The organism is Rheinheimera sp. UJ63 (assembly GCF_021568285.1).
Taxonomy (GTDB): domain Bacteria; phylum Pseudomonadota; class Gammaproteobacteria; order Enterobacterales; family Alteromonadaceae; genus Alishewanella; species Alishewanella maricola.
Genome location: NZ_JAKGTQ010000002.1, coordinates 573667 through 595021, shown reverse-complemented (window position 1 = coordinate 595021; position 21355 = coordinate 573667). Strand labels below are relative to the sequence as shown.

The 21355-nt window shown below is 47.8% G+C and carries 19 protein-coding genes; 4 read left to right on the top strand and 15 right to left on the bottom strand.

All coding sequences use genetic code 11. The features are described 5' to 3' along the window. Nucleotides 1-80: 80 nt before the first annotated feature. The 12 genes from holB to yceD form a co-directional block, all read right to left on the bottom strand. Entirely contained in the window at nt 81-1004 is a 924-nt protein-coding gene (gene holB / locus L1N97_RS08765; RefSeq protein ID WP_236129514.1) for a DNA polymerase III subunit delta', read from the bottom strand. Continuing rightward, nucleotides 1001-1627 carry a dTMP kinase gene (tmk, locus tag L1N97_RS08760; RefSeq protein ID WP_236129513.1) on the bottom strand — a complete coding sequence of 209 codons (627 nt, stop codon included), beginning with the start codon at nt 1625-1627 and terminating at the stop codon, nt 1001-1003. The genes holB and tmk overlap by 4 nt, the downstream gene beginning before the upstream one ends. Before the next feature lies 1 nt (nt 1628). Beyond that, nucleotides 1629-2666, bottom strand: coding sequence for an endolytic transglycosylase MltG (gene mltG / locus L1N97_RS08755; RefSeq protein WP_236129512.1), 1038 nt, complete (start codon nt 2664-2666; stop codon nt 1629-1631). Beyond that, nucleotides 2660-3460, bottom strand: coding sequence for an aminodeoxychorismate lyase (pabC, locus tag L1N97_RS08750; RefSeq protein ID WP_236129511.1), 801 nt, complete (start codon nt 3458-3460; stop codon nt 2660-2662). The genes mltG and pabC overlap by 7 nt, the downstream gene beginning before the upstream one ends. 922 nt (nt 3461-4382) lie before the next feature. Then, nucleotides 4383-5621, bottom strand: coding sequence for a beta-ketoacyl-ACP synthase II (gene fabF / locus L1N97_RS08745; RefSeq protein ID WP_236129510.1), 1239 nt, complete (start codon nt 5619-5621; stop codon nt 4383-4385). 81 nt (nt 5622-5702) lie between these two features. Further along, nucleotides 5703-5939 carry an acyl carrier protein gene (gene acpP, locus L1N97_RS08740; protein WP_027670184.1) on the bottom strand — a complete coding sequence of 79 codons (237 nt, stop codon included), beginning with the start codon at nt 5937-5939 and terminating at the stop codon, nt 5703-5705. Nucleotides 5940-6066: 127 nt separating this feature from the next. Then, nucleotides 6067-6813 (bottom strand): 3-oxoacyl-ACP reductase FabG, encoded by a 747-nt coding sequence (gene fabG, locus L1N97_RS08735; protein WP_226749978.1) that lies wholly within the window; start codon nt 6811-6813, stop codon nt 6067-6069. Between the two features lie 10 nt (nt 6814-6823). After that, nucleotides 6824-7759, bottom strand: a complete 936-nt coding sequence (gene fabD / locus L1N97_RS08730; RefSeq protein ID WP_236129509.1) for an ACP S-malonyltransferase — start codon at nt 7757-7759, stop codon at nt 6824-6826. Between the two features lie 15 nt (nt 7760-7774). Continuing rightward, nucleotides 7775-8734: a beta-ketoacyl-ACP synthase III gene (locus L1N97_RS08725; RefSeq protein ID WP_229588012.1), complete on the bottom strand. Its 960-nt coding sequence runs from the start codon at nt 8732-8734 to the stop codon at nt 7775-7777. 6 nt (nt 8735-8740) lie between these two features. Beyond that, nucleotides 8741-9739, bottom strand: a complete 999-nt coding sequence (gene plsX / locus L1N97_RS08720) for a phosphate acyltransferase PlsX (RefSeq protein WP_229588036.1) — start codon at nt 9737-9739, stop codon at nt 8741-8743. A gap of 65 nt (nt 9740-9804) precedes the next feature. Further along, on the bottom strand, nt 9805-9969 hold the full coding sequence (gene rpmF, locus L1N97_RS08715) for a 50S ribosomal protein L32 (RefSeq protein ID WP_226749982.1): 165 nt from the start codon (nt 9967-9969) through the stop codon (nt 9805-9807). 15 nt (nt 9970-9984) lie between these two features. Next, entirely contained in the window at nt 9985-10512 is a 528-nt protein-coding gene (gene yceD, locus L1N97_RS08710; protein ID WP_236129508.1) for a 23S rRNA accumulation protein YceD, read from the bottom strand. A gap of 117 nt (nt 10513-10629) precedes the next feature. Between yceD and L1N97_RS08705 the strand changes: the two genes are divergently transcribed. Continuing rightward, nucleotides 10630-11232, top strand: coding sequence for a Maf family protein (locus L1N97_RS08705; protein ID WP_236129507.1), 603 nt, complete (start codon nt 10630-10632; stop codon nt 11230-11232). A 6-nt stretch (nt 11233-11238) separates the two neighbouring features. Here the strand turns inward: L1N97_RS08705 and L1N97_RS08700 are convergent, their stop codons facing one another. Together L1N97_RS08700 and rluC are read right to left on the bottom strand one after the other, a co-directional pair. Next, nucleotides 11239-11886 carry an HAD family hydrolase gene (locus L1N97_RS08700; protein ID WP_236129506.1) on the bottom strand — a complete coding sequence of 216 codons (648 nt, stop codon included), beginning with the start codon at nt 11884-11886 and terminating at the stop codon, nt 11239-11241. 1 nt (nt 11887) lies between these two features. Beyond that, nucleotides 11888-12841 carry a 23S rRNA pseudouridine(955/2504/2580) synthase RluC gene (gene rluC / locus L1N97_RS08695; protein ID WP_229588006.1) on the bottom strand — a complete coding sequence of 318 codons (954 nt, stop codon included), beginning with the start codon at nt 12839-12841 and terminating at the stop codon, nt 11888-11890. 511 nt (nt 12842-13352) lie between these two features. On the opposite strand from rluC, the gene rne reads away from it, so the two are divergent. Continuing rightward, on the top strand, nt 13353-16748 hold the full coding sequence (gene rne, locus L1N97_RS08690; RefSeq protein WP_236129505.1) for a ribonuclease E: 3396 nt from the start codon (nt 13353-13355) through the stop codon (nt 16746-16748). Nucleotides 16749-17215: 467 nt separating this feature from the next. Here the strand turns inward: rne and L1N97_RS08685 are convergent, their stop codons facing one another. Next, nucleotides 17216-18385: a DcaP family trimeric outer membrane transporter gene (locus L1N97_RS08685; protein WP_236129504.1), complete on the bottom strand. Its 1170-nt coding sequence runs from the start codon at nt 18383-18385 to the stop codon at nt 17216-17218. Nucleotides 18386-18592: 207 nt separating this feature from the next. Between L1N97_RS08685 and acs the strand changes: the two genes are divergently transcribed. Further along, the gene (acs, locus tag L1N97_RS08680) at nt 18593-20548 is read left to right on the top strand and encodes an acetate--CoA ligase (protein ID WP_229588001.1); all 1956 of its coding nucleotides are present in this window, start codon (nt 18593-18595) and stop codon (nt 20546-20548) included. Between the two features lie 109 nt (nt 20549-20657). After that, the gene (locus L1N97_RS08675; protein ID WP_236129503.1) at nt 20658-21332 is read left to right on the top strand and encodes a response regulator transcription factor; all 675 of its coding nucleotides are present in this window, start codon (nt 20658-20660) and stop codon (nt 21330-21332) included. Nucleotides 21333-21355 lie beyond the last annotated feature (23 nt).

Sequence of the window (21355 nt, the reverse complement as noted above, 5' to 3'; positions counted from 1 at the left end):
ATACCACAAGGTATGCGTTGTTGGCTGCTAGGCGGCATCGAAGCCAAAATAAACACCACAAACGTATAACAACAATTGGCTTAGCGGCGGCGCATGATACTTTTAAATTCAAGCAATAAGGCGGTTAACGCCAGTGTTTTATTCTGCCCTAAAATCTGTTGCTCGTCACGACGCCAACGATAATACACTAGTTGCAAGCGTTGCAGTGCTTCAGGCGCCACATCTGAATGCTGGTTACACCACTGCGTTAAGAAATAACCCAATATTTGCGCACAGTCGGTACGGCCTTCTAAGTTTTTCACTAGCGTACTTAAGCCCGACTCATCCTGCAATAGCAGCGACAGTGCGGCCAGTAACTCTTCAATTTCTGCCGCCGTATTGCCTTGCAACAACGCCAACGCCTGTAACGGCGCACCACCACTAAAAGCAAACAAAAAACGTGGCAAACTGCCTTGATACTGCTGACTTAACCAATCAAACAAGTTGGCTTCATTTAAGGTGGGTAAACTCCAGCGCTGACAACGGCTGAGCAAGGTAGCTTTTAAACGCTGGGGCTGGCTGGTTTGCAGCACCAGATAACAGCCTTGTGGTGGCTCTTCTAAGGTTTTAAGTAAGGCATTCGCCGCCGCTTCCGTTAGCCGCTGCACTTCGGATAGCACAATCACTTTATTGCCGTGTTGTTGGGCAGCGCCTTGCGTAAAGTCGATTAGACGGCGAATTTCATCCACACCAATACTGTTATTATCTTGGTTTAAGGTTAATAAATCAGGATGGTTACCCGCCGCTAACAGCAAGCAGCTTTTACATTGGCCGCAAGCCATGTCTGCTTGCCGATTTTTACATAACAGTAATGCGGCTAACGCTTGGCTTAACAGTTGTTTGCCTGTGCCAGGGGCACCGGTTAATAAAATAGCATGGGCTAAATGCTGCTCACTGGCCAATCGAGCCAGTTGCGCTAAGGGCGAAGCCAACCAAGGCATAGCACTTAACGGGATATCACTCATAACATGGCCTCAGCCAAGGCGTGCTCTAAAGCTGTGGCCACTTGCTCAATCGATTGCGCCGCATCAATAATCACAATACCCGGCTCACTGTGCGCAATGGCTAGGTATTTTGCACGGGTGCGTTCAAAAAAAGCCAGTTGTTCCTGCTCAATACGATCGAGTTGCCCACGATGCGCAGCCCTGCTTAAACCAATAGCCGGATCAATATCTAAATACAAGGTTAAATTGGGCTGCGTGTTACCCAGCAGCGCTTTGCGTAGGTCGTTAATCAATTGTTCGTTTAACTGCCGACCCCCGCCTTGATAAGCACGTGAAGATAAATCATGCCGATCGGCTAAAATACACTGGCCAGCGGCTAAAGTCGGTTCAATGACATTACGTAATAATTGTACCCGGGCCGCATACATTAACAACAGCTCGGTCTCGGCGGCAATCTGCTCAGCCGGATCCGCGTGTTTGACTAACGTTCTTAATTGTTCGGCCAGAGGTGTACCACCGGGCTCACGAGTGCACACCACCTGGTGGCCATGCTTTTCTAACCAGCGTTTTACTGTGGCCATTGCCGTACTCTTGCCGGCGCCTTCAAGCCCTTCGATGACAATAAACTTGCCTTGCTTAGTCATGTTATTTTCCAAGAATATATTTTTTAACCGCAGCATTATGCTGCTCAAGTGATTGTGAAAACACATGCGAGCCGTCACCACGACTGACAAAATAAAAGTAATCGCTTATCTCGGGTTGCGCAGCGGCAATTAACGCGCTGCGGCTGACTAATGAGATCGGGCCAGGCGGTAAGCCATGATGGCGATAGGTATTGTAACGATGTGGATCACGTAAATTAGCGCGGGTGATACGGCCACTGTACTCGGTTAAACCGTAAATAACGGTCGGGTCCGTTTGTAAGCGCATATTGCTTTGTATGCGATTGATAAACACAGAGCTGACCAAGGCGCGCTCACTGGCGAGGCCGCTTTCCTTTTCAATAATAGAGGCCATAATCAGTAATTCGTAGGGGTTTTGCAGCGGTAAAGTGCTTTGGCGTTGCTGCCAATAACGCTCTAGCTCCGTTTTTAAAGCTTGATGCGCTCGGCGCCAAATGTCGCTGGCTTTACTATTGGCGGTATAAAAATAGGTATCGGGATAAAACAGGCCTTCTAACTCTTGCTCTACCCGGCCGGTTTGCGCCAATGTGCCCCAGGCTTCAGGCCAACTGATCAGCTCAGCGAGTTTATCACTACTGTCAATATCTTGAATTAAATACGGCAAATCGGCAAAACGCTGCCAACTTTGCGCTAGGGTTTCACCTTCAATTAAAGTGACGCTAAATTGCGCCACCTTGCCACTTCGAAACAACGCCAACGCTTCGCTAAGAGAACTTTGGCTAGGGACTCGATAAACGCCTTGTTGTAACTGAGCGATCTGCGGCTGCTGTTTAACATACAATTTTAAAACGTAACAATCTATGGCGGTTAATTGCTGTTGGTTTTGCCAATCGCGGCATAAACTACGCACTGATGTACCCGCTTTAAGCGTATAAAGGCTGTCACTGAAGGTCACCGTCTTTGCTAAAGTTGTGGTGGTTAATTGCTGCCAACCTGAATAAAGCAGCACGATGATTAACACTACCAACAGTGGTAGCCAGGCCAAAACTCGTTTTAACATAGCATCTCTTGCTGTAATTGCTGCACAGGTTCAAGCGGTAACGCTCGACCAGACAATTGCCGCACCGGCGCCACACCTAGCAAGGCGTTACAAATAAACATCGCTTCAACTTGGTCTAGTTCGGCTAAAGACAAGCAGCGTTCTTGAAACTGCGCTTGTTCGCTTAAAATATGCTGACGCATCACACCTGCGACTCCAGCCAAATGCAGTGGCGGTGTATACCACTGGCCCTTTAGTTGATAAAACAGATTGGCGGCCGTTGCTTCGGTAAGCTGTTGTTGTTGATCGGCCACGAGCAAATCATCAAAGTCAGTTTTCGCCAGCTCTTGTTTTAACAACACTTGCTCAAGCCGATTAGTATGCTTAAGCCCAGCCAATGCCGGTTGAATGGCTAAGCGTAATTGCGCGATGCCAACACGGATCCCTTGTTCTCGCCAGCGATGATAATCGGGCATCGGAGCATGATACAAATACACCAAGGCTGAACTATGCGGACTTGGTGCATAACCTCTCCCGCCAATGCCTCGGGAGATCAATAATTTAATTACGCCATTACTGTTTTGCTTGGCCGCTTCTGTCAACACCGCTTGTGTTAAGCCGGACCAATCGATGGCGGGCATCGCTAATCGTGTTACCGATAACTGTAAGCGCGCTAGGTGCAGTGGCCATAGTTGTGGCTGACCTTGCTTAATCGCAATGGTAGTAAAGACGCCATCACCGTATTGCAACGCTCGGCAACCTGCGGCGATCTGCAATTGTTCAGTGTCTTTAATCAGAATAATGTCAGCCGACATAGCACGCCTGCACAGAAAAATATGCGCAAGTATGCCTTAATCTGTCATTAAAACAAAGCGCTCAGCGGGCAAAACAGCGCCGTGGGTTTACCGGCTATTATTTTAAAATGTCGGTTTAATTAAGCGATATCGCTTTCAGTGCATAGGGCAACGAAGATCCCGCAGTTTAGTAGGTAAAAGAATGTGGTACTCAAAACCACTGGAGAAAATGCCTTTACCAAGGTGGCTGGTACACAGAAAAAATTGCCCTTCTTTCATATAGCGCAGTGCATTCAGCGAAAAACGCGCCGCACAACTTTGCCGGGGCACGCTGTGAACCCGTCTAGGTCACTTGCATACTTCATCCTGAAGTGTACCCTTCGGGCCAGCGTACCGTTGTTCAAATTTGTTCCCGACAAATTTGTCTGTTTTTCATCCCTGAAAAACACGGTTCTGGACAAAGTGTACTGCGTGCCATCTGCCTCAAAATGTTCATGAGAATGCCATCTAAACTTGAAAGCTTGCGGTGATTTTTGCAGACGCATTGGGGTAGCGTTTTCGTAACAGCAGCAGGGATGCTGCGCAGGCTGAAAGGGCACAGGGAGGTGATCCTTGAAGCCGGTGGAGAAAATGTCTACCCCAAGGTGGCTAGCACACAATAAAATTGCCCTCCTTGCATATAGCGCAGTGCATCCAGCGACAAGCGCGCCGCACAACTTTGCCGGGGCACGCTGTGAACCCGTCCCTGGGCACTCCTCTTTGGCATCCATGCCAAAGACGTCCCCAGACAAAGTGTCCTCTGCACTTTTCGCTTCGTTAAATACCATTTGAACCTTTAGATAACGTAATACTTAGCAGGTCGATATGAAACTCAACGATTTAACTAAAAGCCAATCATAAAAAACCGCGCTATAAAGCGCGGTTTTTCAACAAGCACAGCGGGTTAGATCTTCTTGAACAGAATAGAACCGTTAGTACCACCAAAACCGAAAGAGTTACATAACGCATACTCTAACTGGGCTTGGCGACTTTCATGCGGCACATAATCTAAATCACAACCGTCACTTGGGTTGTCCAAGTTAATGGTTGGAGTCACCAACTGATCTTGCAGTGACAACACCGTAATAATCGACTCAACTGAACCGGCGGCACCTAACAAGTGACCGATCATTGATTTCGATGAACTGACCATCACTTTATCAATGTTACTGGCAAACACAGATTTAATGGCACTGGTTTCGGCCAAATCACCGGCCAGCGTTGAAGTACCGTGTGCATTGATGTATTGCACTTGATCCGCATTAACAGCCGCATCATTTAAGGCGTTTTGCATCGCCCGAGCGGCACCGGCACCGTTTTCTGGTGGTGAAGTCATGTGATAAGCATCACCGCTCATACCAAAACCGACTAGCTCTGCATAAATTTTCGCACCGCGAGCTTTAGCGTGTTCGTACTCTTCCAGTACCATCACACCTGCGCCATCACCTAACACAAAACCATCACGGTCTTTATCCCAAGGGCGGCTGGCTTGTTGTGGCGCATCGTTGCGAGTTGACAGCGCACGAGCGGCACCAAAGCCCCCCATACCCAATTCCGTAGAGGCTTTTTCAGCGCCCCCGGCCACCATCACATCGGCATCACCATATACAATCATTCGCGCGGCTTGGCCGATATTGTGGACACCCGTAGTACAGGCAGTAACAATACTGATATTCGGGCCCTGCAAACCAAGCATAATAGACAGCTGACCGGCGATCATATTGATAATGGTAGACGGGACAAAGAAAGGCGATAAACGCTTCGGACCGCTGTTCATTAACTTTGTATGATTTTCTTCAATCAAGCCTAAACCACCAATACCTGAGCCGATAGCGGCGCCGATACGGTGAGCGTTTTGCTCGGTAACTTCCAATCCGGAGTCACGAAATGCCTGAATAGCCGCAGCAACACCGTATTGGATAAATAAATCCATTTTTTTAGTGTCTTTTGCTGGGAAATACGGCTCTACGTCAAAGTTTTTGACTAAGCCGGCAAATTTAGTTGTATAAGCGCTGGTATCAAAGTGCTCAATTAGACTAATACCGCTTTTCGCTTGCTGCAGTGCTTGCCAGCTGCTTGCGACATCATTGCCTAATGGCGTCAGCATACCTAAACCTGTTACCACTACACGACGTTTTGCCACCGTGTCCTCCGTTAGTACCTGTTTTTCTGATTCTTAAAACGAAAACGGGTAGCCGCGCTACCCGTTTTGCAAACCTTTAGCTTATTCAGCGTGGGCTTTGATGTAATCGATGGCTGATTGCACCGTAGTGATTTTTTCAGCTTCTTCGTCTGGAATTTCAGTATCGAATTCTTCTTCTAACGCCATCACTAATTCAACAGTGTCCAGTGAATCAGCGCCTAAGTCATCAACGAATGAGGCTTCGTTTTTAACTTCGTCTTCTTTAACGCCCAGTTGTTCGATAATGATTTTCTTAACGCGATCTTCGATGTTGCTCATCTTTTCTTCCTTTTTCTCATATAAATCGCAACAATTCGTGCAATTTGGTGTGGCGCTAGTTTATTCGTAAGCTTAGGTTGTTGCAAGCAATGCGATAGGCATTTTTTGCTGGTCAAACCTGATTCGCTTACACCATATACATACCGCCGTTAACGTGAACTGTTTCGCCGGTGATATAAGCTGCGTGCGTAGAAGCCAAAAACGCCACTGTTGCTGCTATTTCTTCTGGCTGCCCTAAACGATTAGCCGGCACTTGCGAGAAAATAGCGGTTTTTTGCTCTTCAGACAACTCTTTCGTCATGTCTGTATCAATAAAACCTGGCGCAACCGCGTTTACGGTAATTCCGCGTGATGCAACTTCTTTTGCTAACGACTTAGTAAAGCCTAAAACACCGGCTTTGGCTGCAGCATAATTGGTTTGACCGGCATTACCCATTGAGCCAACAACTGAGCCAATAGTAATGATCCGACCGAAACGTTTTTTCATCATGCTGCGTAACACGGCTTTGCTTAAGCGAAATACCGATGTCAAATTGGTTTGCATAATATCAAACCATTCATCATCTTTCATCCGCATTAGCAGGTTATCGCGAGTAATACCGGCATTATTGACTAAAATGTCGATTTCACCAAATTGATTTTTAATTTGCTCAAGGCAAGCGTCAACCGAAGCGGTATCGGTGACGTTAAGCACTAAACCCGCACCCTGCTCACCAAGATACTCACCAATGGCAGCCGCGCCTTTTTCAGTGGTTGCCGTGCCCACAACTTTAGCGCCTAACGCGGCTAATTGCTCTGCAATAGCTCGGCCAATACCACGACTTGCGCCAGTAACTAACGCAACTTTGCCTTCTAAACTGATAAAATTATTCATTTAAATACCCTTATTCTGCTGCTAGCGCGGCGGTAAGCGACGTTGCATCATTAACTGAAGCGGTTTTCAGCTCTTTATTAATGCGTTTAATTAAGCCACTTAATACTTTGCCTGCGCCTAATTCCAGCACCTCGGTAACACCTTGCGCGGCGAAGTACTCAATAGTTTCAGTCCAACGCACTGGGCTGTATAGCTGACGGATCAGTGCATCTTTGATCTCTGCTTGCACATTCGTTGCCATGACATCAACGTTATTGACCACAGGCGTACTAGGCGCAGCAAAGTGCAGTGCCGCTAAATCTAAAGCAAGTTGCTCCGCAGCGGGACGCATTAAGGCACAGTGTGACGGAACGCTGACCGGTAAAGGTAAAGCACGTTTTGCGCCAGCGGCTTTACACGCTTCACCAGCACGCTCTACTGCCGCTTTATGACCGGCAATCACCACTTGACCAGGAGAGTTGTAATTAACCGGTGAGACCACCTCACCTTGTGCCGCTTCTGCACAGGCTTTGGCAATGGCTGCATCGTCTAAACCAATAATGGCTGACATAGCCCCCACACCGGCAGGTACCGCCTGTTGCATATAGTGGCCACGCTTTTCTACCAGCTTAACCGCATCGGCAAGTGACAACACACCGGCACAGACTAAAGCAGAATACTCACCTAATGAGTGCCCTGCAAAATACGCCGGAGCCGCACCGTTTTGTTGTTGCCATAAACGCCATACCGCAACAGATGCCGCTAATAAGGCCGGCTGTGTACGATGCGTTTCATTTAATTCTGACTCAGGGCCAGTTGAAACTAGCGCCCAAAGATCATAACCCAAAGCAGCAGAGGCTTCGGCAAAAGTGTCTTGAACCACGGTATGTTGCTGATACAGCTCGTTAAGCATACCCACGCTTTGTGAACCCTGACCGGGAAACACGATGGCAAGTTTAGTAGTCATAGTGATCCTGAAAAATTAATAACGAATTAACGCAGACGCCCAAGCGAAACCACCGCCGAACGCTTCTAGTAATAAGGTTTGGCCACGTTGAATACGACCATCACGGATCGCTTCATCCAAAGCAGTGGGCACGGTGGCGGCCGACGTATTGCCATAACGATCAAGGTTAATCACCACTTGATCCATCGACATATCTAACTTACGCGCTACCGCAGCAATAATACGTAAATTTGCCTGATGCGGCACCAGCCAGTCAATATCAGACTTCTGCATATTGTTGGCCTCTAACGTCTGCTCAACCACTTGCGACAGCTTGTTAACGGCCACTTTAAACACGTCGTTGCCTTTCATGCTGCCCCACGATTCGTGTACCGATTTTTCATCGCCACGGATCGGATTATTGACGTACAGCAGCTCTGAATATTTACCATCGGCATGAATATGGGTCGATAAAATACCGGGTTGCTCTGAAGCTTCTAGCAATACCGCACCGGCGGCATCACCAAATAAAATCACCATAGAGCGATCTTCAGGGCTGACTAATTGCGATAAACAATCTGAGCCAATCACCAAGATCCGCTTTGCCATACCGCTTTTAATATATTGATCGGCAATACTTAAGCCATAACAAAAGCCGGCGCAGGCCGCAGCTATATCAAAGGCGGGAATGCCTGGAATGTCCAGATCGCGCTGAATTTCACAAGCCGAGCTCGGTAATGAACGCGCCGAGCTGGTGGTGGCGCAAATGATCAGATCAATGGTGTTTTTATCGATGCCGGCAGCTTCAATCGCTTTGAAAGCAGCAGCAGTACCCATACTGGCGACTGATTCATCAGGGCCAATAATGCGGCGCTCTTTAATGCCAGTACGCTCGATAATCCATTCGTCTGTGGTTTCTACCATAGACTCTAGGTCCGCATTGGTGCGAACCAGTGACGGGAAATAACTCCCGGTACCAATAATTCTTGAGTACATGCTACCCTATGCTTTATCAATAAGAACTTGTTCCAACCGATCTTTTATTTTGGCTGGCACTTGGCGTTCAACCTCGCGCACAGCTTGTCGGATGGCACTTAAAAATGCGTCTTTTGTCGCATTGCCATGACTTTTCACTACGATGCCGCGCAATCCTATCAGACTTGCACCATTATAGTGGTCGGGGTTCATTCCCTGATAAAGACTTTTTAGCACAGGTTTAAACAACCAGCTTAATAAAGCGGCTAATGGCCGTTGTTTAATACTCTGTTGCGCCCGCTTAATAATCAGCTTGGCAACGCCTTCACAGGTTTTCAGCGCGACATTACCCACAAAGCCGTCACAAACAATCACATCAGCCTTGCCAGAAAAAATATCATTGCCTTCAATATAGCCGATATAATTCAAACCGTTGCATTCGGTTAATAATTGCGAGGCACGTTTTATTTGATCTGAGCCTTTAATTTCTTCCTCGCCCATGTTCAGCAAGGCCACCCGAGGGGCTTTAATACCAATAACTTGCTCGGCCATCACCGCGCCCATCATGGCAAATTGAAATAACGTATCCGCATCACAGTTTACCGTAGCACCTAAATCCAACATATAAACTGGATTACCTTGGCAACTGGGCAAAGCACTGATTAATGCTGGCCGCTCCACGCCGTTAAGCATTTTTAACACATAATGTGCGATTGCAATTAAGGCACCGGTATTGCCGGCGGAGACACAGGCGTGGACTTGTTCTTGTTCAACCAGTTCTAAGGCATGACGCATGGCACTTTCACGTTTGCTGCGTAACGCTAACGCCGGCTTGTCGGCCATAAGTACTTGCTCAGTACTGTGCACAAAACGAATACGCGGTTCGTCGACCACACCAGCAAGCTTTAACGCTTGTTCTAGTACTGGCTGATCACCACATAAGACTAGTTGAAGATGAGGGAATTCTTGAAGCGCTGCCAGAGCGGCAGGAATAGTAGATTGGGGGCCGAAGTCGCCCCCCATCATATCTAAAGCCAAAGAAGGCTTTAGCTGCTGCACGTGCTTACCGGTTAGGATAAGTGCGTCCAGACTTATTTTACTTTACGGCCTTTGAAGTAACCATCGGCAGTAATGTGGTGACGACGGTGAGTTTCACCGGTAGTTGCGTCAACTGACAGCGTAGGGCCAGTTAATGCATCATGTGAACGGCGCATGTCACGACGTGCACGAGATTTTTTGTTTTGCTGAACAGCCATTGTATTTCTCCTAAATCACTTTTTTTTCAATTCTTGCAGTATAGCGAATGGGTTGGGCTTTTCTGGCTCTGGCCCGATATCACCGAAGCTAAGTGAGTCAGGATCAACCTGACAATCAACCGCATCATGCATCGGAAACAGTGGCAATGCCAGAATGAGTTCATCCTCAATCAACTGCCGTAAATTAATCTCGCCGTGCTCATCACGCTCGACCACGTCATAGCGCTCAGGAATCAATTCCAAAGCCGCGTTATCATCCCCTTTAACAGGAGTATATGCAAAACTTACGTCTAGTGTGAGTGGTATGGGTTCACCACAACGTTCACATTTAACACTTACCTGGCAATGCGCTGTACCGTTTAACACAGTAAGGTTTTGCTGGTCAATTTCGCATTCAATTCTGACTGTTACGTCGTCTTGGTACGCCATTAACCCGTCTTTAAGACGGATTAAGGTGTTTAGTGGCACTATACCGGAGTAACCGGAACGTTTTTGTGCTGCTTTAACCGGATCGAGCGTAACAGGTATTTTCAATTTTTGCATAAGGCGCGCATCATATAGAAGCAGCCCCTTGCTGTCAAAGGGTTCTGCAGGTTTTTCAACATTTTTGTCAGCAGGCTATTATAGTGTGCACCCTGTTGTTTATAAAAGGACTATTTTGTGACTATTGCCGAACGCCCTTCATTATATTTAGCTTCAACCTCGCCCTACCGTCGCGCGTTGTTAAGTAAATTAACTGAAAACTTTCAATGTATTGCCCCCAACACTATTGAAACACCCCGTGTCGGTGAAAGCGCCGCAGCCTTGGTACAGCGTTTAGCAACAGAAAAAGCACACGCCGTGGCCAGCACGTTAACGAGTGGCTTAGTGATTGGTTCAGATCAAGTGGCAGTATTTGGTCAAGACATTATTGGCAAACCGCATACGGAAGAAAAAGCCTGCGCGCAATTACGTCAATTTAGCGGCCATGCGGTGCAATTTCTTACGGGTTTAGCCGTAGTTAATGCCGCAACAGGTGAAACACAAACCACACTTGATTGTTTTAATGTGCATTTTCGCACATTGACTGAGGCAGAGATCCGCTGTTACGTGGCACGCGAACAACCGCTCGATTGCGCTGGAAGCTTTAAAAGCGAAGGCTTAGGCATTTGTTTATTCAGTAAATTAGCAGGCGATGACCCTAACAGCTTAATCGGCTTACCACTGATTAAGCTGTTGCAACTGCTGCGCCAAGCTGGCCGAGATCTGTTACTTGAGCCTTAACAGCGCTTAGCGCACCCAAGCGGGTAAATCAGCTAGGCGATCGATAATGGCTAATGGCGCATATTGTTGCAACACAGCAACGTCATGGGCGCCATGGCTCACCCCAATCCTTGGCATGGCAATAGCCTGCGCCATTTTCAGATCATGACTGGTATCCCCCACCATAATCGCTTCATTGGCGGCTACACCAAGCTGTTGAATAATTTGCTGTAACATATCGGGATGGGGTTTCGATTGTGCTTCATCGGCACAGCGACTGGTGGCAAAATAGCGTGCCAAGCCGGTTTCGGCAAACATTCGATCTAAGCCTTTGCGCGCCTTTCCCGTGGCTACGGCTAATAGCACATTACGCTCAGCTAATTGCTGTAACACCTGCTCGGCATCGGCAAATAACGGTGTCGGCGTGGTGTCGTGCTGCACATATTGATCGCGATAATGCTCAAATAGTTGCTGCCGCTGCGCGGGATTAGCGCTTGGAAACAACATATCAAACGCCGGATCTAAGCTTAAGCCAATAATATGCCGCACCGCGGCCGTACTTGGCACAGCAATACCGGTATGCAAGGCAGCAGCTTGCATCGACGAGACAATTCGCCCAACGGAATCCATGACGGTGCCATCCCAATCGAAAATCACTAACTTGACTGCTGACATCTTATTTTCTCGTTAATTGGCTCATGGCTTGGTTTAACTGCTCATCCAGCGGGGCTTCAAAGCGCATGGTTGTCTCGGTGCCGGGATGCATAAAACTTAAACTGTAAGCATGTAAAAATAACCGATTAAGCCCAATTTTATTCATTTGGCTACTAAAGGTGTTATCACCGTATTTATCATCGCAGGCTATCGGGTGACCTTTACAGGCGGTATGAACCCGAATTTGGTGGGTACGGCCTGTTACCGGAAAGGCTTCCACTAGGGTGCCTTCCTGATAACGCTGCAAAATACGAAAACGCGTTTCCGATTCTTTACCTTCTTTAGCATCGACCCGCACCACTCGCTCACCCGATTGCAGCGTGTTTTTCTTTAACGGCTCGGTCACTTTACGTATTTTGTTGTCCCAATCACCCGATACTAACGCCCAATATTTTTTCTCAACGGTTTTATCACGTAACTGAGCATGCAAATGCGTTAACACCGAACGCTTTTTAGCAATCATTAAACAGCCCGAGGTATCACGGTCTAAGCGGTGAACTAATTCAAGATGTTTCGCCAAGGGCCGCAGAGCCCGTAAGGCTTCAATAACGCCAAACTGCAAGCCACTGCCGCCATGAACCGCCATACCTGAAGGTTTGTTTAACACGATTAAATCAGCGTCTTCAAACAAGATATGCTGCTCTAAATCTTTTACCATGCTCAGCTTAACAGAGATAGCATCCGGCTCTGCCGCAACGGTAAACGGCGGTACACGCACCACATCGTCAGCTTGCAGCTTGTATTCAGGTTTGATGCGTTTTTTGTTGACCCGCACCTCACCTTTTCGCAAAACCCGATAAATGACACTTTTAGGTACGCCACGCAGCCGGGCAATCAAAAAGTTATCTATGCGCTGACCAATAAAATCACTTTCGATTTCAATCATTTGCACCGGCAATTTTATTTCATCAGTCATGGCTTTAAATTACTCTGCTAATATTACAATTCAGTTGCTATCCAAGGCGGAATAGTGGGATAATCACCCCGCTAATTCTGCCGAGTTTCGGCAATTAGGGCGCTCACAGTGACATAAGAGACGTTGTGCGGCACCGTCAGGGGATGTGATCATACCGAAATCGTGGTGAAAACCAATGTTTTTTATACCCCCGGCGTTTACTCACTGCCATTTGCCTGAGGTAATGTTGCGTAATTTGTTACCAACAACGGCAAAACACAAGATCCGGTCACCGAGCAAAAATAAAGATTAGCCAGAACGCAGCGCTTTATGGCGATGTGTGTCAGATTTAAAAACGAAGACAGTTTAGCCTGCCCCAACAATACGTGTAGGCTCGCTACTGTAACGAGTAAAAAATTAGGTTCCCTCAAGCACCCAGTCGGGAGACTGCAGCATTATGTGTTTGATAACGTCTGAACACCCAGGTGCCCGGAAAAGTTGTGTTGTGGCTGCATAAATGAGTCACCCAACAATGAAAAGAATGTTAATTAACGCAACGCAAGAAGAAGAAATTCGTGTTGCATTGGTCGATGGCCAAAAACTGTATGACCTGGATATCGAAAGCCCAGGCCATGAACAAAAAAAAGCGAATATTTATAAAGGCAAAATCACCCGTGTTGAACCCAGTCTAGAAGCGGCCTTCGTCGATTATGGTGCTGATCGTCATGGTTTTTTACCGCTAAAAGAAATTTCCCGTGAATATTTCCCCTCTGGTTATAGCTTCGATGGCCGTCCTAACATTAAGGAAGTGGTTAAAGAAGGTCAGGAAGTCATCATCCAAATTGATAAAGAAGAACGCGGCCAAAAAGGCGCTGCGCTAACGACGTTTATCAGTTTAGCCGGTTCTTACTTGGTATTAATGCCCAACAACCCGCGTGCGGGAGGGATTTCTCGTCGTATTGAAGGTGACGAGCGTCAAGAGTTAAAAGATTCGTTAGGCCAACTAGAAATGCCAGATGGCATGGGTTTAATCGTGCGTACTGCCGGTGTGGGTAAATCTTACGAAGAGCTGGATTACGACTTAAAAGCGTTATTAAAGCATTGGTCAGCCATTACCGAAGAAGCTAAAAAGCGCACGGGTCCGTTCTTAATTCACCAAGAAAGCAACGTGGTTTTCCGTGCGATCCGTGATTATTTACGTCGTGATGTTGGCGAGATCTTAATTGATAGCCAGAAAATCTTTGAAGAAGCTAAAGTGTATATCCAACAGTTCCGCCCTGATTTTGCCCACCGGGTAAAAATGTATCAGGGTGAAGTGCCGTTGTTTATGCATTATCAAATTGAAAACCAGATTGAAACCGCCTTCCGCCGCGAAGTGCGTTTACCTTCGGGTGGCTCTATTGTTATCGATAGCACCGAAGCGTTAACCGCCATTGACATTAACTCGTCAAAAGCAACCAAAGGCGGCGATATCGAAGAAACCGCCTTTAATACCAACCTAGAAGCGGCCGATGAAATTGCTCGCCAATTACGTTTACGTGACTTAGGTGGCTTAATTGTTATCGACTTTATCGACATGACGCCGGTGCGCCATCAACGTGAAGTAGAAAACCGTTTAAAAGATGCGGTAAAACAAGATCGCGCTCGGGTGCAAATTGGCCGGATTTCGCGTTTTGGTTTGTTAGAGATGTCACGCCAGCGTTTACGCCCTTCACTAGGTGAATCAGCCGGACACGTCTGCCCTCGTTGTCATGGCCGTGGCACTATCCGCAGTATTGAATCGTCTGCCTTATCAATCTTACGTTTAATTGAAGAAGATGCGATTAAAGACAACACCAGCCAGATCCATGCGCAGGTACCGGTGTCTGTTGCCACGTATTTAATGAACGAAAAGCGTGAAGGTGTGCGTCGTATTGAACAGCGTAATGGTATTCGGGTGTTTATTATCCCGAATGAGCATTTAGAAACGCCGAACTACGAAGTGACACGTATTCGTATCGACGAAGAAATCGAAGATGCCAGCTACACTCTGCCTAAAGTGCCAGAGCACAGCACTAAGCTGTATCAGCCAAGCAGCGAAACAGTTAAAGAAAAACCTGCGGTTTCTGCGTTAAGTTTATCACAAGCGTCTGCTCCGGTAGCTGCACCGGTTGCGCCAGCAGCGGCGCCAGCCAGCCCTGCCCGTCCTGCTGCTGCTACGCCAACAACACCAGGTTTAGTCAGTCGGTTGGTCGCTTGGTTAAGCAGTGTATTTGCACCAGCAACTCCCCCTGCCGAAACCACGCCAGTGACTAAGGAGCAGAAAACCAGCAACACGAAAGAGCCGCGTAACGAGCAACGTCCTGATCGCAACGACAACTCACGTCGTCGTAACAATCGTCGTCGTCGCCCGGATCAAGATAAAACAGCAGATAAAGCGGTTGAAAAACCCGTTGAAAAAGCAGCGGCTGTTGAAGAGAAAGCGCCTCGTCCAGAGCGTAATCGTCCACAATCGCAAGATAAACCTGCTCGCACTGCGGAACCTCGTAAAGCCGCAGCTGAGCCACGTGCTGAAAAAGCGTCGGCAGAAACAGCGGATGAACCAAACAGCCGTGCCGCAGCCGCTGAACGTCGGCAACGTCGCAATCTGCAACGCTCTGTACGTTTAGCTAAAGCGGAAGCTGCCGACACGTTAGTACCGGCTGCCGTTGCGGTTGACGCTGCCAAAGCAGAAACGACTGCAGCAAGCCAAGCGCCAGCAAAAGATCAGGTTAACGCCGTTGAAACCGCAACCGTTACTACGGCGCCAGCCGTTGTTGAAACCGCCAGCCCTGCAGCTGACGTCAAGGACTCGAGCGTGACAGAGCCCGTGGTAGTCGCCGAGGCTTCGCCAATCAGCGAAACCAAACCGGCTGCTGAAACGGCTATCGCAACTGCTGAAAGCATTGCCACGGACAGTAACGAAACAGAGGCAGAAACAGCCACTACAACTGAAAGCCACTCTGACACAGAAAGTGCTGAGCCTCGCAGTCGCAGTCGTCGTTCGCCACGGCATTTACGTGCCGCCGGTCAAAAGCGTCGTAAAGAACAAACCGACACGACAGCTACCACTGAAGAGCCGGTTGCCACAGAAAGTACTGAGGCGAATGCTACAGAGAGTACTGAGGCGAATGCCACAACTGACGCGGTAGAGCCTATCACGTCAGAGCCTGTAGCGGATGTCGCTGATACCCCTGCGATTGACGCTGAGAAGCCAACACGCAGCCGTAGCCGTCGTCGCCCAGCCAAAGCCAGTGCTGACACAGTGAAAGCAGATGAGACTGCAGCGGCCACTGTTGCAACCGATGAAGCGGCATCAGCCCCTGTGGTAACTGAGCAAAGCCCGCAACAGCAAAAGCTAGAATTAGCTGAGCCTGAAGCGACGCCTGCCGCGGTGGTTGTACCTACTGAGCCGGTAAAAGCCCCTGCTACAGTAGCAAAAACTGAAGAAGTGACGACTGAGGCTGTGCCCGTGGCAGCCAAAAACAGTAACAAGGCTACCGCCGAAGTAACGCCAGTTGAAGTAGCAACACCGGTTGTCGCTGAAGCGACTGCACCGGCTGAAGCTGACGTTGCGGCCCCAGCGGCTGCGGCTCCAGTTGCAGCTGCGCCGGCTAAAGAGGAACCGACTAAAGCCGCTCCTGCTAAAGCTGAAACGGTTACAGCCGCCCCTGTTGTCGCAGCTCAACCTAAAGCAGCAGCAAAAGCTACAGGTAGTCGCTTTGGTAGCATGGTCGTAGCAGAAATGACGAAACCACAAACCGTTACAGAAGAAGCCAAAACAGACGTCGTCACGGCAGTCACTGCTGAGCAACGTCCGGTTGTTAGCTCTTCTAGTCGCCCGGCAGGCTCGGCGTTTGCGCGTCAATCGGCATCAGCACCGATGACTAAACCAGGTAAACCCGAGTAAAATTGTCGTATCTGAGTTAAAAAGCCGGCCTTGCCGGCTTTTTTATTGGCTGTTTTTTAGTGCATTATTTTATGCAGCTTGTTTTATTAAGCATGGCTGTAAAATGTGTTTTTTATTCGCTAACCTAGGGTGCGACTAAGCTAACATCGCTGCAGCTTGTACTGGCATTATCTGATCCAACCCCGCGCTTGAGTCGACACTTGCAACGGTTTACTGGCAAAGGTTTGTAGTGCCAGCCAGCAAAATGTTATGTCGCAACGGCTTATTGAGCGAGGCAAAATGGCGTAAACAGTCAGTCACCTCAGAATGTTGTTGCGCTTGCTGGGCGGGCTAAAACGGAGCGGGCGTCATGTTGGCAGTTGAGCGCCTACAACACGTTTTTATTGCAGCTGAACCTTGGCAGTAAGTATTGCGGCCATAAAAAACGCCTCATAAAGAGGCGTTTTATAGAAAGCTAACGGTTTAACTTAGAAGTCGTATTTAGCGCTGAACTGCACACGGTGCATATCACCATCTAAACCACTTTCGATTTCACGATTAGCATACTTGTATTCAACACCCATCATAAACTTGGTATTGAACTGGTATAACGCATTGACACTGTAGCTCTGCATGGATTTATTCGCTGAGGTACCGGTCAAGCTGGTGTCATTATCAACATTTAACGCTGAATATAAGAAGGTTGAACGCCACTTGTCATTCCACAGGTGACGATACGCCACGGAGAAAGACGTTGATTTAATGGTTTCAAGTTCAGCATCACTTGTCGTGCCGGTTAATACCGCGCCATTGGAAGCGTTTAAACCGACATAACGGCCTAAACCTTCACCGGTGTTAATGGTAAAACGGATATCATCTTTATTAGCAAGGTTAAATTTACCGCTGAAAGACACACCGTAAGACGCCACGCTGTCATCTAATACGCCGTTTTCGATAGCAATTTGTCGAAGCAAACCGGCCACCCGGAAAGAGGCATTTTCAGTTTTAAAGTTGTAACCTACCGTAAAGTCTGGAGTGGCATTGTCATCTGTGGTGATACGAGTGCCGCCACCAAATGGCGTAACCGTACTTTCTGGGTTTTCTACCGCAATAGAGAAATTACCTGAAGTGTAACGAACCTGAGCTTGACGAATAAAGATAGCCGCATCAGCATTACCGACGAAGTCTAAGGTATCCGGTAAAGACTGTAAGTCCATAAAGTTTGACCAGGTTTGGCCAACTGTCCAATTTTTGTAATTAACAAAAGCATGGCGCATGACGGGGCTGTAACCGTTGGTGGTACGCTCATCGTTACCGTTATTACTGGTTTGAAAATCAAATTCAATACGCCCTGTCATCTTTTCACCGTTACCTAAATCGGTAGAGGTGCTAAAGAAGAAACGCGTTTGACGAGCATGCATATCAAAACGTGTTGTGCTGTCGCCATTTATCGGTGTGACAGAGGGTACATAAAAATCACGCCCAATTGACGCGATGTCTCCGTCTGCATCACTCACCATCATATCAAGTTTGACGTAACCACCGTAACTTACTTCGGTGTCGCCCACTTTAAAGCCGTTGTTCGCATGTGCTGCGCCTGCAGTTAAGGCTAATGCGATAGCCGCAGCTAAGGTATTCCGTGTCTTACATTGTCTCATCTGGAGTTCTCCATGTTTTTTTATAGTAGTACTGATGTCGTTATTATTGTAACCAAACTCTGAGCGACAGTCTGCATCTTCGCAATTAGCCTTTAGTCGCAATTCGCACTCTGTTTTAACATCGTCTAGACTATGGTCTAATTTCTTTAAACAGCTGTCTCCGTTAGTAATGATTAATAATAATTACGATAATCCGTAGGGGATCATATGACGCAACCAACTCTTTATCCGGTGCCTGAAAAAATCAAGCAGCATTGCCATGTAACTGATGAACAATATCAAGCACTTTACCAACAATCTATTGAACAGCCTGATCAGTTCTGGGGCGAACAAGCCAAGAAACTGGATTGGATTAAACCGTTTACTCAGGTGAAAGACACCAGCTATGAACTGGGCAAAGTGAAAATCAATTGGTTTGCTGATGGCGTGCTAAATGCCAGTGTTAACTGTTTAGATCGCCATCTTGCCACGCGAGCCAATCAAGTGGCCTTTTATTGGGAAGGTGATGAGCCTGGCGTTGAATCAAAAGTGACCTATCAACAACTGTATGATGAGGTTTGCCAACTCGCCAACGGCATGAAAGCCCTGGGGGTGAATAAAGGTGATCGGGTTACCATTTACTTACCGATGATACCGCAAGCCGCTGTTGCGCTATTAGCCTGTGCTCGAATTGGTGCGGTGCACTCGGTGGTGTTTGCCGGTTTCTCACCTGATGCACTGGGCAGCCGTATCGTCGATTGTGATTCAAAATTGGTGATCACCACCGATCAAGCTTTACGGGGTAGCCGTGCTACTAACCTAAAAGACAATACGGATTTAGCCTTAGCGCATTTAGGCGACACCAACCCAGTTAAAAATGTCATTGTGATTAAACATGTTGGCAAAAGCATTGATTTTCACCATGGTCGAGATGTTTGGTATCATGACCTGCTTGCTGCACAACCTAAAGAATGTGCACCTGAGCCGATGAATGCGGAAGATCCACTGTTTATTCTTTATACCTCCGGTTCAACCGGTAAGCCCAAAGGTGTCCTTCACACCACTGGCGGTTATCTGCTGTATGCCGCCATGACGCATCAATATGTTTTCGATTATCAAGAAGGCGATATTTACTGGTGCGCCGCAGACGTTGGCTGGGTTACAGGCCACAGTTATATTATTTACGGGCCGTTGGCCAATGGCGCCAGCAGCGTGATGTTTGAAGGTGTCCCTACCTACCCCAGCGTGAAACGTATTGCGCAAATTGTAGATAAATACCAGGTCAATATTCTGTATACCGCGCCAACAGCCATCCGCGCTTTGATGTCGCATGGCGATGCGCCTGTTGCCGGTGCCGATTTATCTTCGTTACGGATCTTAGGTAGCGTGGGTGAACCCATTAACCCAGAAGCATGGAATTGGTATCACGAAAAAATTGGTAAGGGTAATTGCCCTATCGTTGATACCTGGTGGCAAACAGAAACAGGCGGCATTTTAATTACGCCATTACCGGGTGCCACTGCCTTAAAACCTGGCTCGGCAACGCGGCCATTCTTTGGCGTTAAACCGGCGTTAGTGGATAACGAAGGCAACACCGTCACGGGCGCGGGCGAAGGTAATTTAGTTATCACGGATAGCTGGCCTGGGCAAATGCGTACCTTGTTTGGCGATCACGAACGCTTCGAGCAAACCTACTTTAGTACCTATGCGGGGGTTTATTTTACCGGTGATGGTGCACGTCGTGATGAAGACGGCTATTATTGGTTAACGGGTCGTGTCGATGATGTATTAAATATTTCTGGCCATCGTTTAGGCACCGCTGAGATTGAAAGCTGTCTTGTTGCGCATGAAGCGATTGCTGAAGCTGCCGTAGTCGGTTACCCACACGATATTAAAGGCCAAGGCATCTATGTGTATGTTTCACCTCGGGTGGGTGTAGAACCCAGTGAAGAGCTAACCAAAGCGATTAGAGCCTGGGTGCGTGAAGAAATTTCACCTATCGCTACGCCAGATCTGATACAGTGGGCTCCTGCCGGATTGCCGAAAACGCGCTCTGGTAAGATTATGCGCCGTATCCTGCGAAAAATTGCAGCCAATGAACATGATCAGTTAGGAGATATTTCTACACTGGCTGATCCATCAGTGGTTGAATTATTGGTAAATAACCGCTTAAATCGTAAGTAAGACACCCGTCCTCTTACGTTGAGCTGGTGTGTCTCCAGTCGCAGCAGAAAAGGCCGCTACCATGCGGCCTTTCTTATAACAAAAACAAGCTAAAACCACTGGAGGGAAGATGGCAAAGTTAATCGTAGCAGACGATCATCCGCTATTTAGAAACGCGCTTATTAATGCTATCAGCAGTACTTTTGCTACCAAAGCCACCGTTGAAACAGACAGTTTTGAAAGCACCTGTGCCGCCCTAGAACAACATCCCGATGCTGATTTGTTATTACTCGATCTGCATATGCCGGGAAACTGCGGTTTCTTGGGGTTAATTCAACTGCGGAAAAACTATCCCAGTTTACCGATCGTGGTGATTTCAGCGAGTGAAGATTTGGATGTGATCCGCCGCGTCATGTCGTTTGGCGCCTCTGCCTATGTCCCCAAATCCGCCAATCCTGTTGATATCAGTACCGCCTTAAATGCGGTGCTAGATGGTGAGTTATGGGTACCGAAGAACCTACAAAAACAAATTTTAGAACAAGGTGATACCGAGCAAGATTTGGATTTAGCCTCTCGGGTGGCGCAATTAACCCAGCAGCAATACAAAGTTTTGTATTATTTAACTGAGGGTTGGCTAAATAAACAAATTGCTTATGATCTGCATATCTCAGAAGCCACGGTGAAAGCGCATATTACGGCAATCTTTCGTAAACTGGGTTGCACTAACCGCACCCAAGTGGTGATCCAAGCGCAGCGGCTGACGTTAGAGCCGCCGGTTGATCGCGCTATGGCTCAGCATCAATAAGCGCTTGTTTGCCATTAAATCGC

Excerpts from the sequence above, each read along its gene's own strand:
- yceD (WP_236129508.1), bottom strand. The coding sequence starts at position 10,512 with ATGCAAAAATTGAAAATACCTGTTACGCTCGATCCGGTTAAAGCAGCA.
- fabG (WP_226749978.1), bottom strand. The coding sequence starts at position 6,813 with ATGAATAATTTTATCAGTTTAGAAGGCAAAGTTGCGTTAGTTACTGGC.
- pabC (WP_236129511.1), bottom strand. The coding sequence starts at position 3,460 with ATGTCGGCTGACATTATTCTGATTAAAGACACTGAACAATTGCAGATC.
- rne (WP_236129505.1), top strand. The coding sequence starts at position 13,353 with ATGAAAAGAATGTTAATTAACGCAACGCAAGAAGAAGAAATTCGTGTT.
- tmk (WP_236129513.1), bottom strand. The coding sequence starts at position 1,627 with ATGACTAAGCAAGGCAAGTTTATTGTCATCGAAGGGCTTGAAGGCGCC.
- L1N97_RS08725 (WP_229588012.1), bottom strand. The coding sequence starts at position 8,734 with ATGTACTCAAGAATTATTGGTACCGGGAGTTATTTCCCGTCACTGGTT.
- rluC (WP_229588006.1), bottom strand. The coding sequence starts at position 12,841 with ATGACTGATGAAATAAAATTGCCGGTGCAAATGATTGAAATCGAAAGT.
- L1N97_RS08685 (WP_236129504.1), bottom strand. The coding sequence starts at position 18,385 with ATGAGACAATGTAAGACACGGAATACCTTAGCTGCGGCTATCGCATTA.
- mltG (WP_236129512.1), bottom strand. The coding sequence starts at position 2,666 with ATGTTAAAACGAGTTTTGGCCTGGCTACCACTGTTGGTAGTGTTAATC.
- rpmF (WP_226749982.1), bottom strand. The coding sequence starts at position 9,969 with ATGGCTGTTCAGCAAAACAAAAAATCTCGTGCACGTCGTGACATGCGC.
- plsX (WP_229588036.1), bottom strand. The coding sequence starts at position 9,739 with ATGATGGGGGGCGACTTCGGCCCCCAATCTACTATTCCTGCCGCTCTG.
- L1N97_RS08700 (WP_236129506.1), bottom strand. The coding sequence starts at position 11,886 with ATGTCAGCAGTCAAGTTAGTGATTTTCGATTGGGATGGCACCGTCATG.
- holB (WP_236129514.1), bottom strand. The coding sequence starts at position 1,004 with ATGAGTGATATCCCGTTAAGTGCTATGCCTTGGTTGGCTTCGCCCTTA.
- fabD (WP_236129509.1), bottom strand. The coding sequence starts at position 7,759 with ATGACTACTAAACTTGCCATCGTGTTTCCCGGTCAGGGTTCACAAAGC.
- acpP (WP_027670184.1), bottom strand. The coding sequence starts at position 5,939 with ATGAGCAACATCGAAGATCGCGTTAAGAAAATCATTATCGAACAACTG.
- acs (WP_229588001.1), top strand. The coding sequence starts at position 18,593 with ATGACGCAACCAACTCTTTATCCGGTGCCTGAAAAAATCAAGCAGCAT.
- L1N97_RS08675 (WP_236129503.1), top strand. The coding sequence starts at position 20,658 with ATGGCAAAGTTAATCGTAGCAGACGATCATCCGCTATTTAGAAACGCG.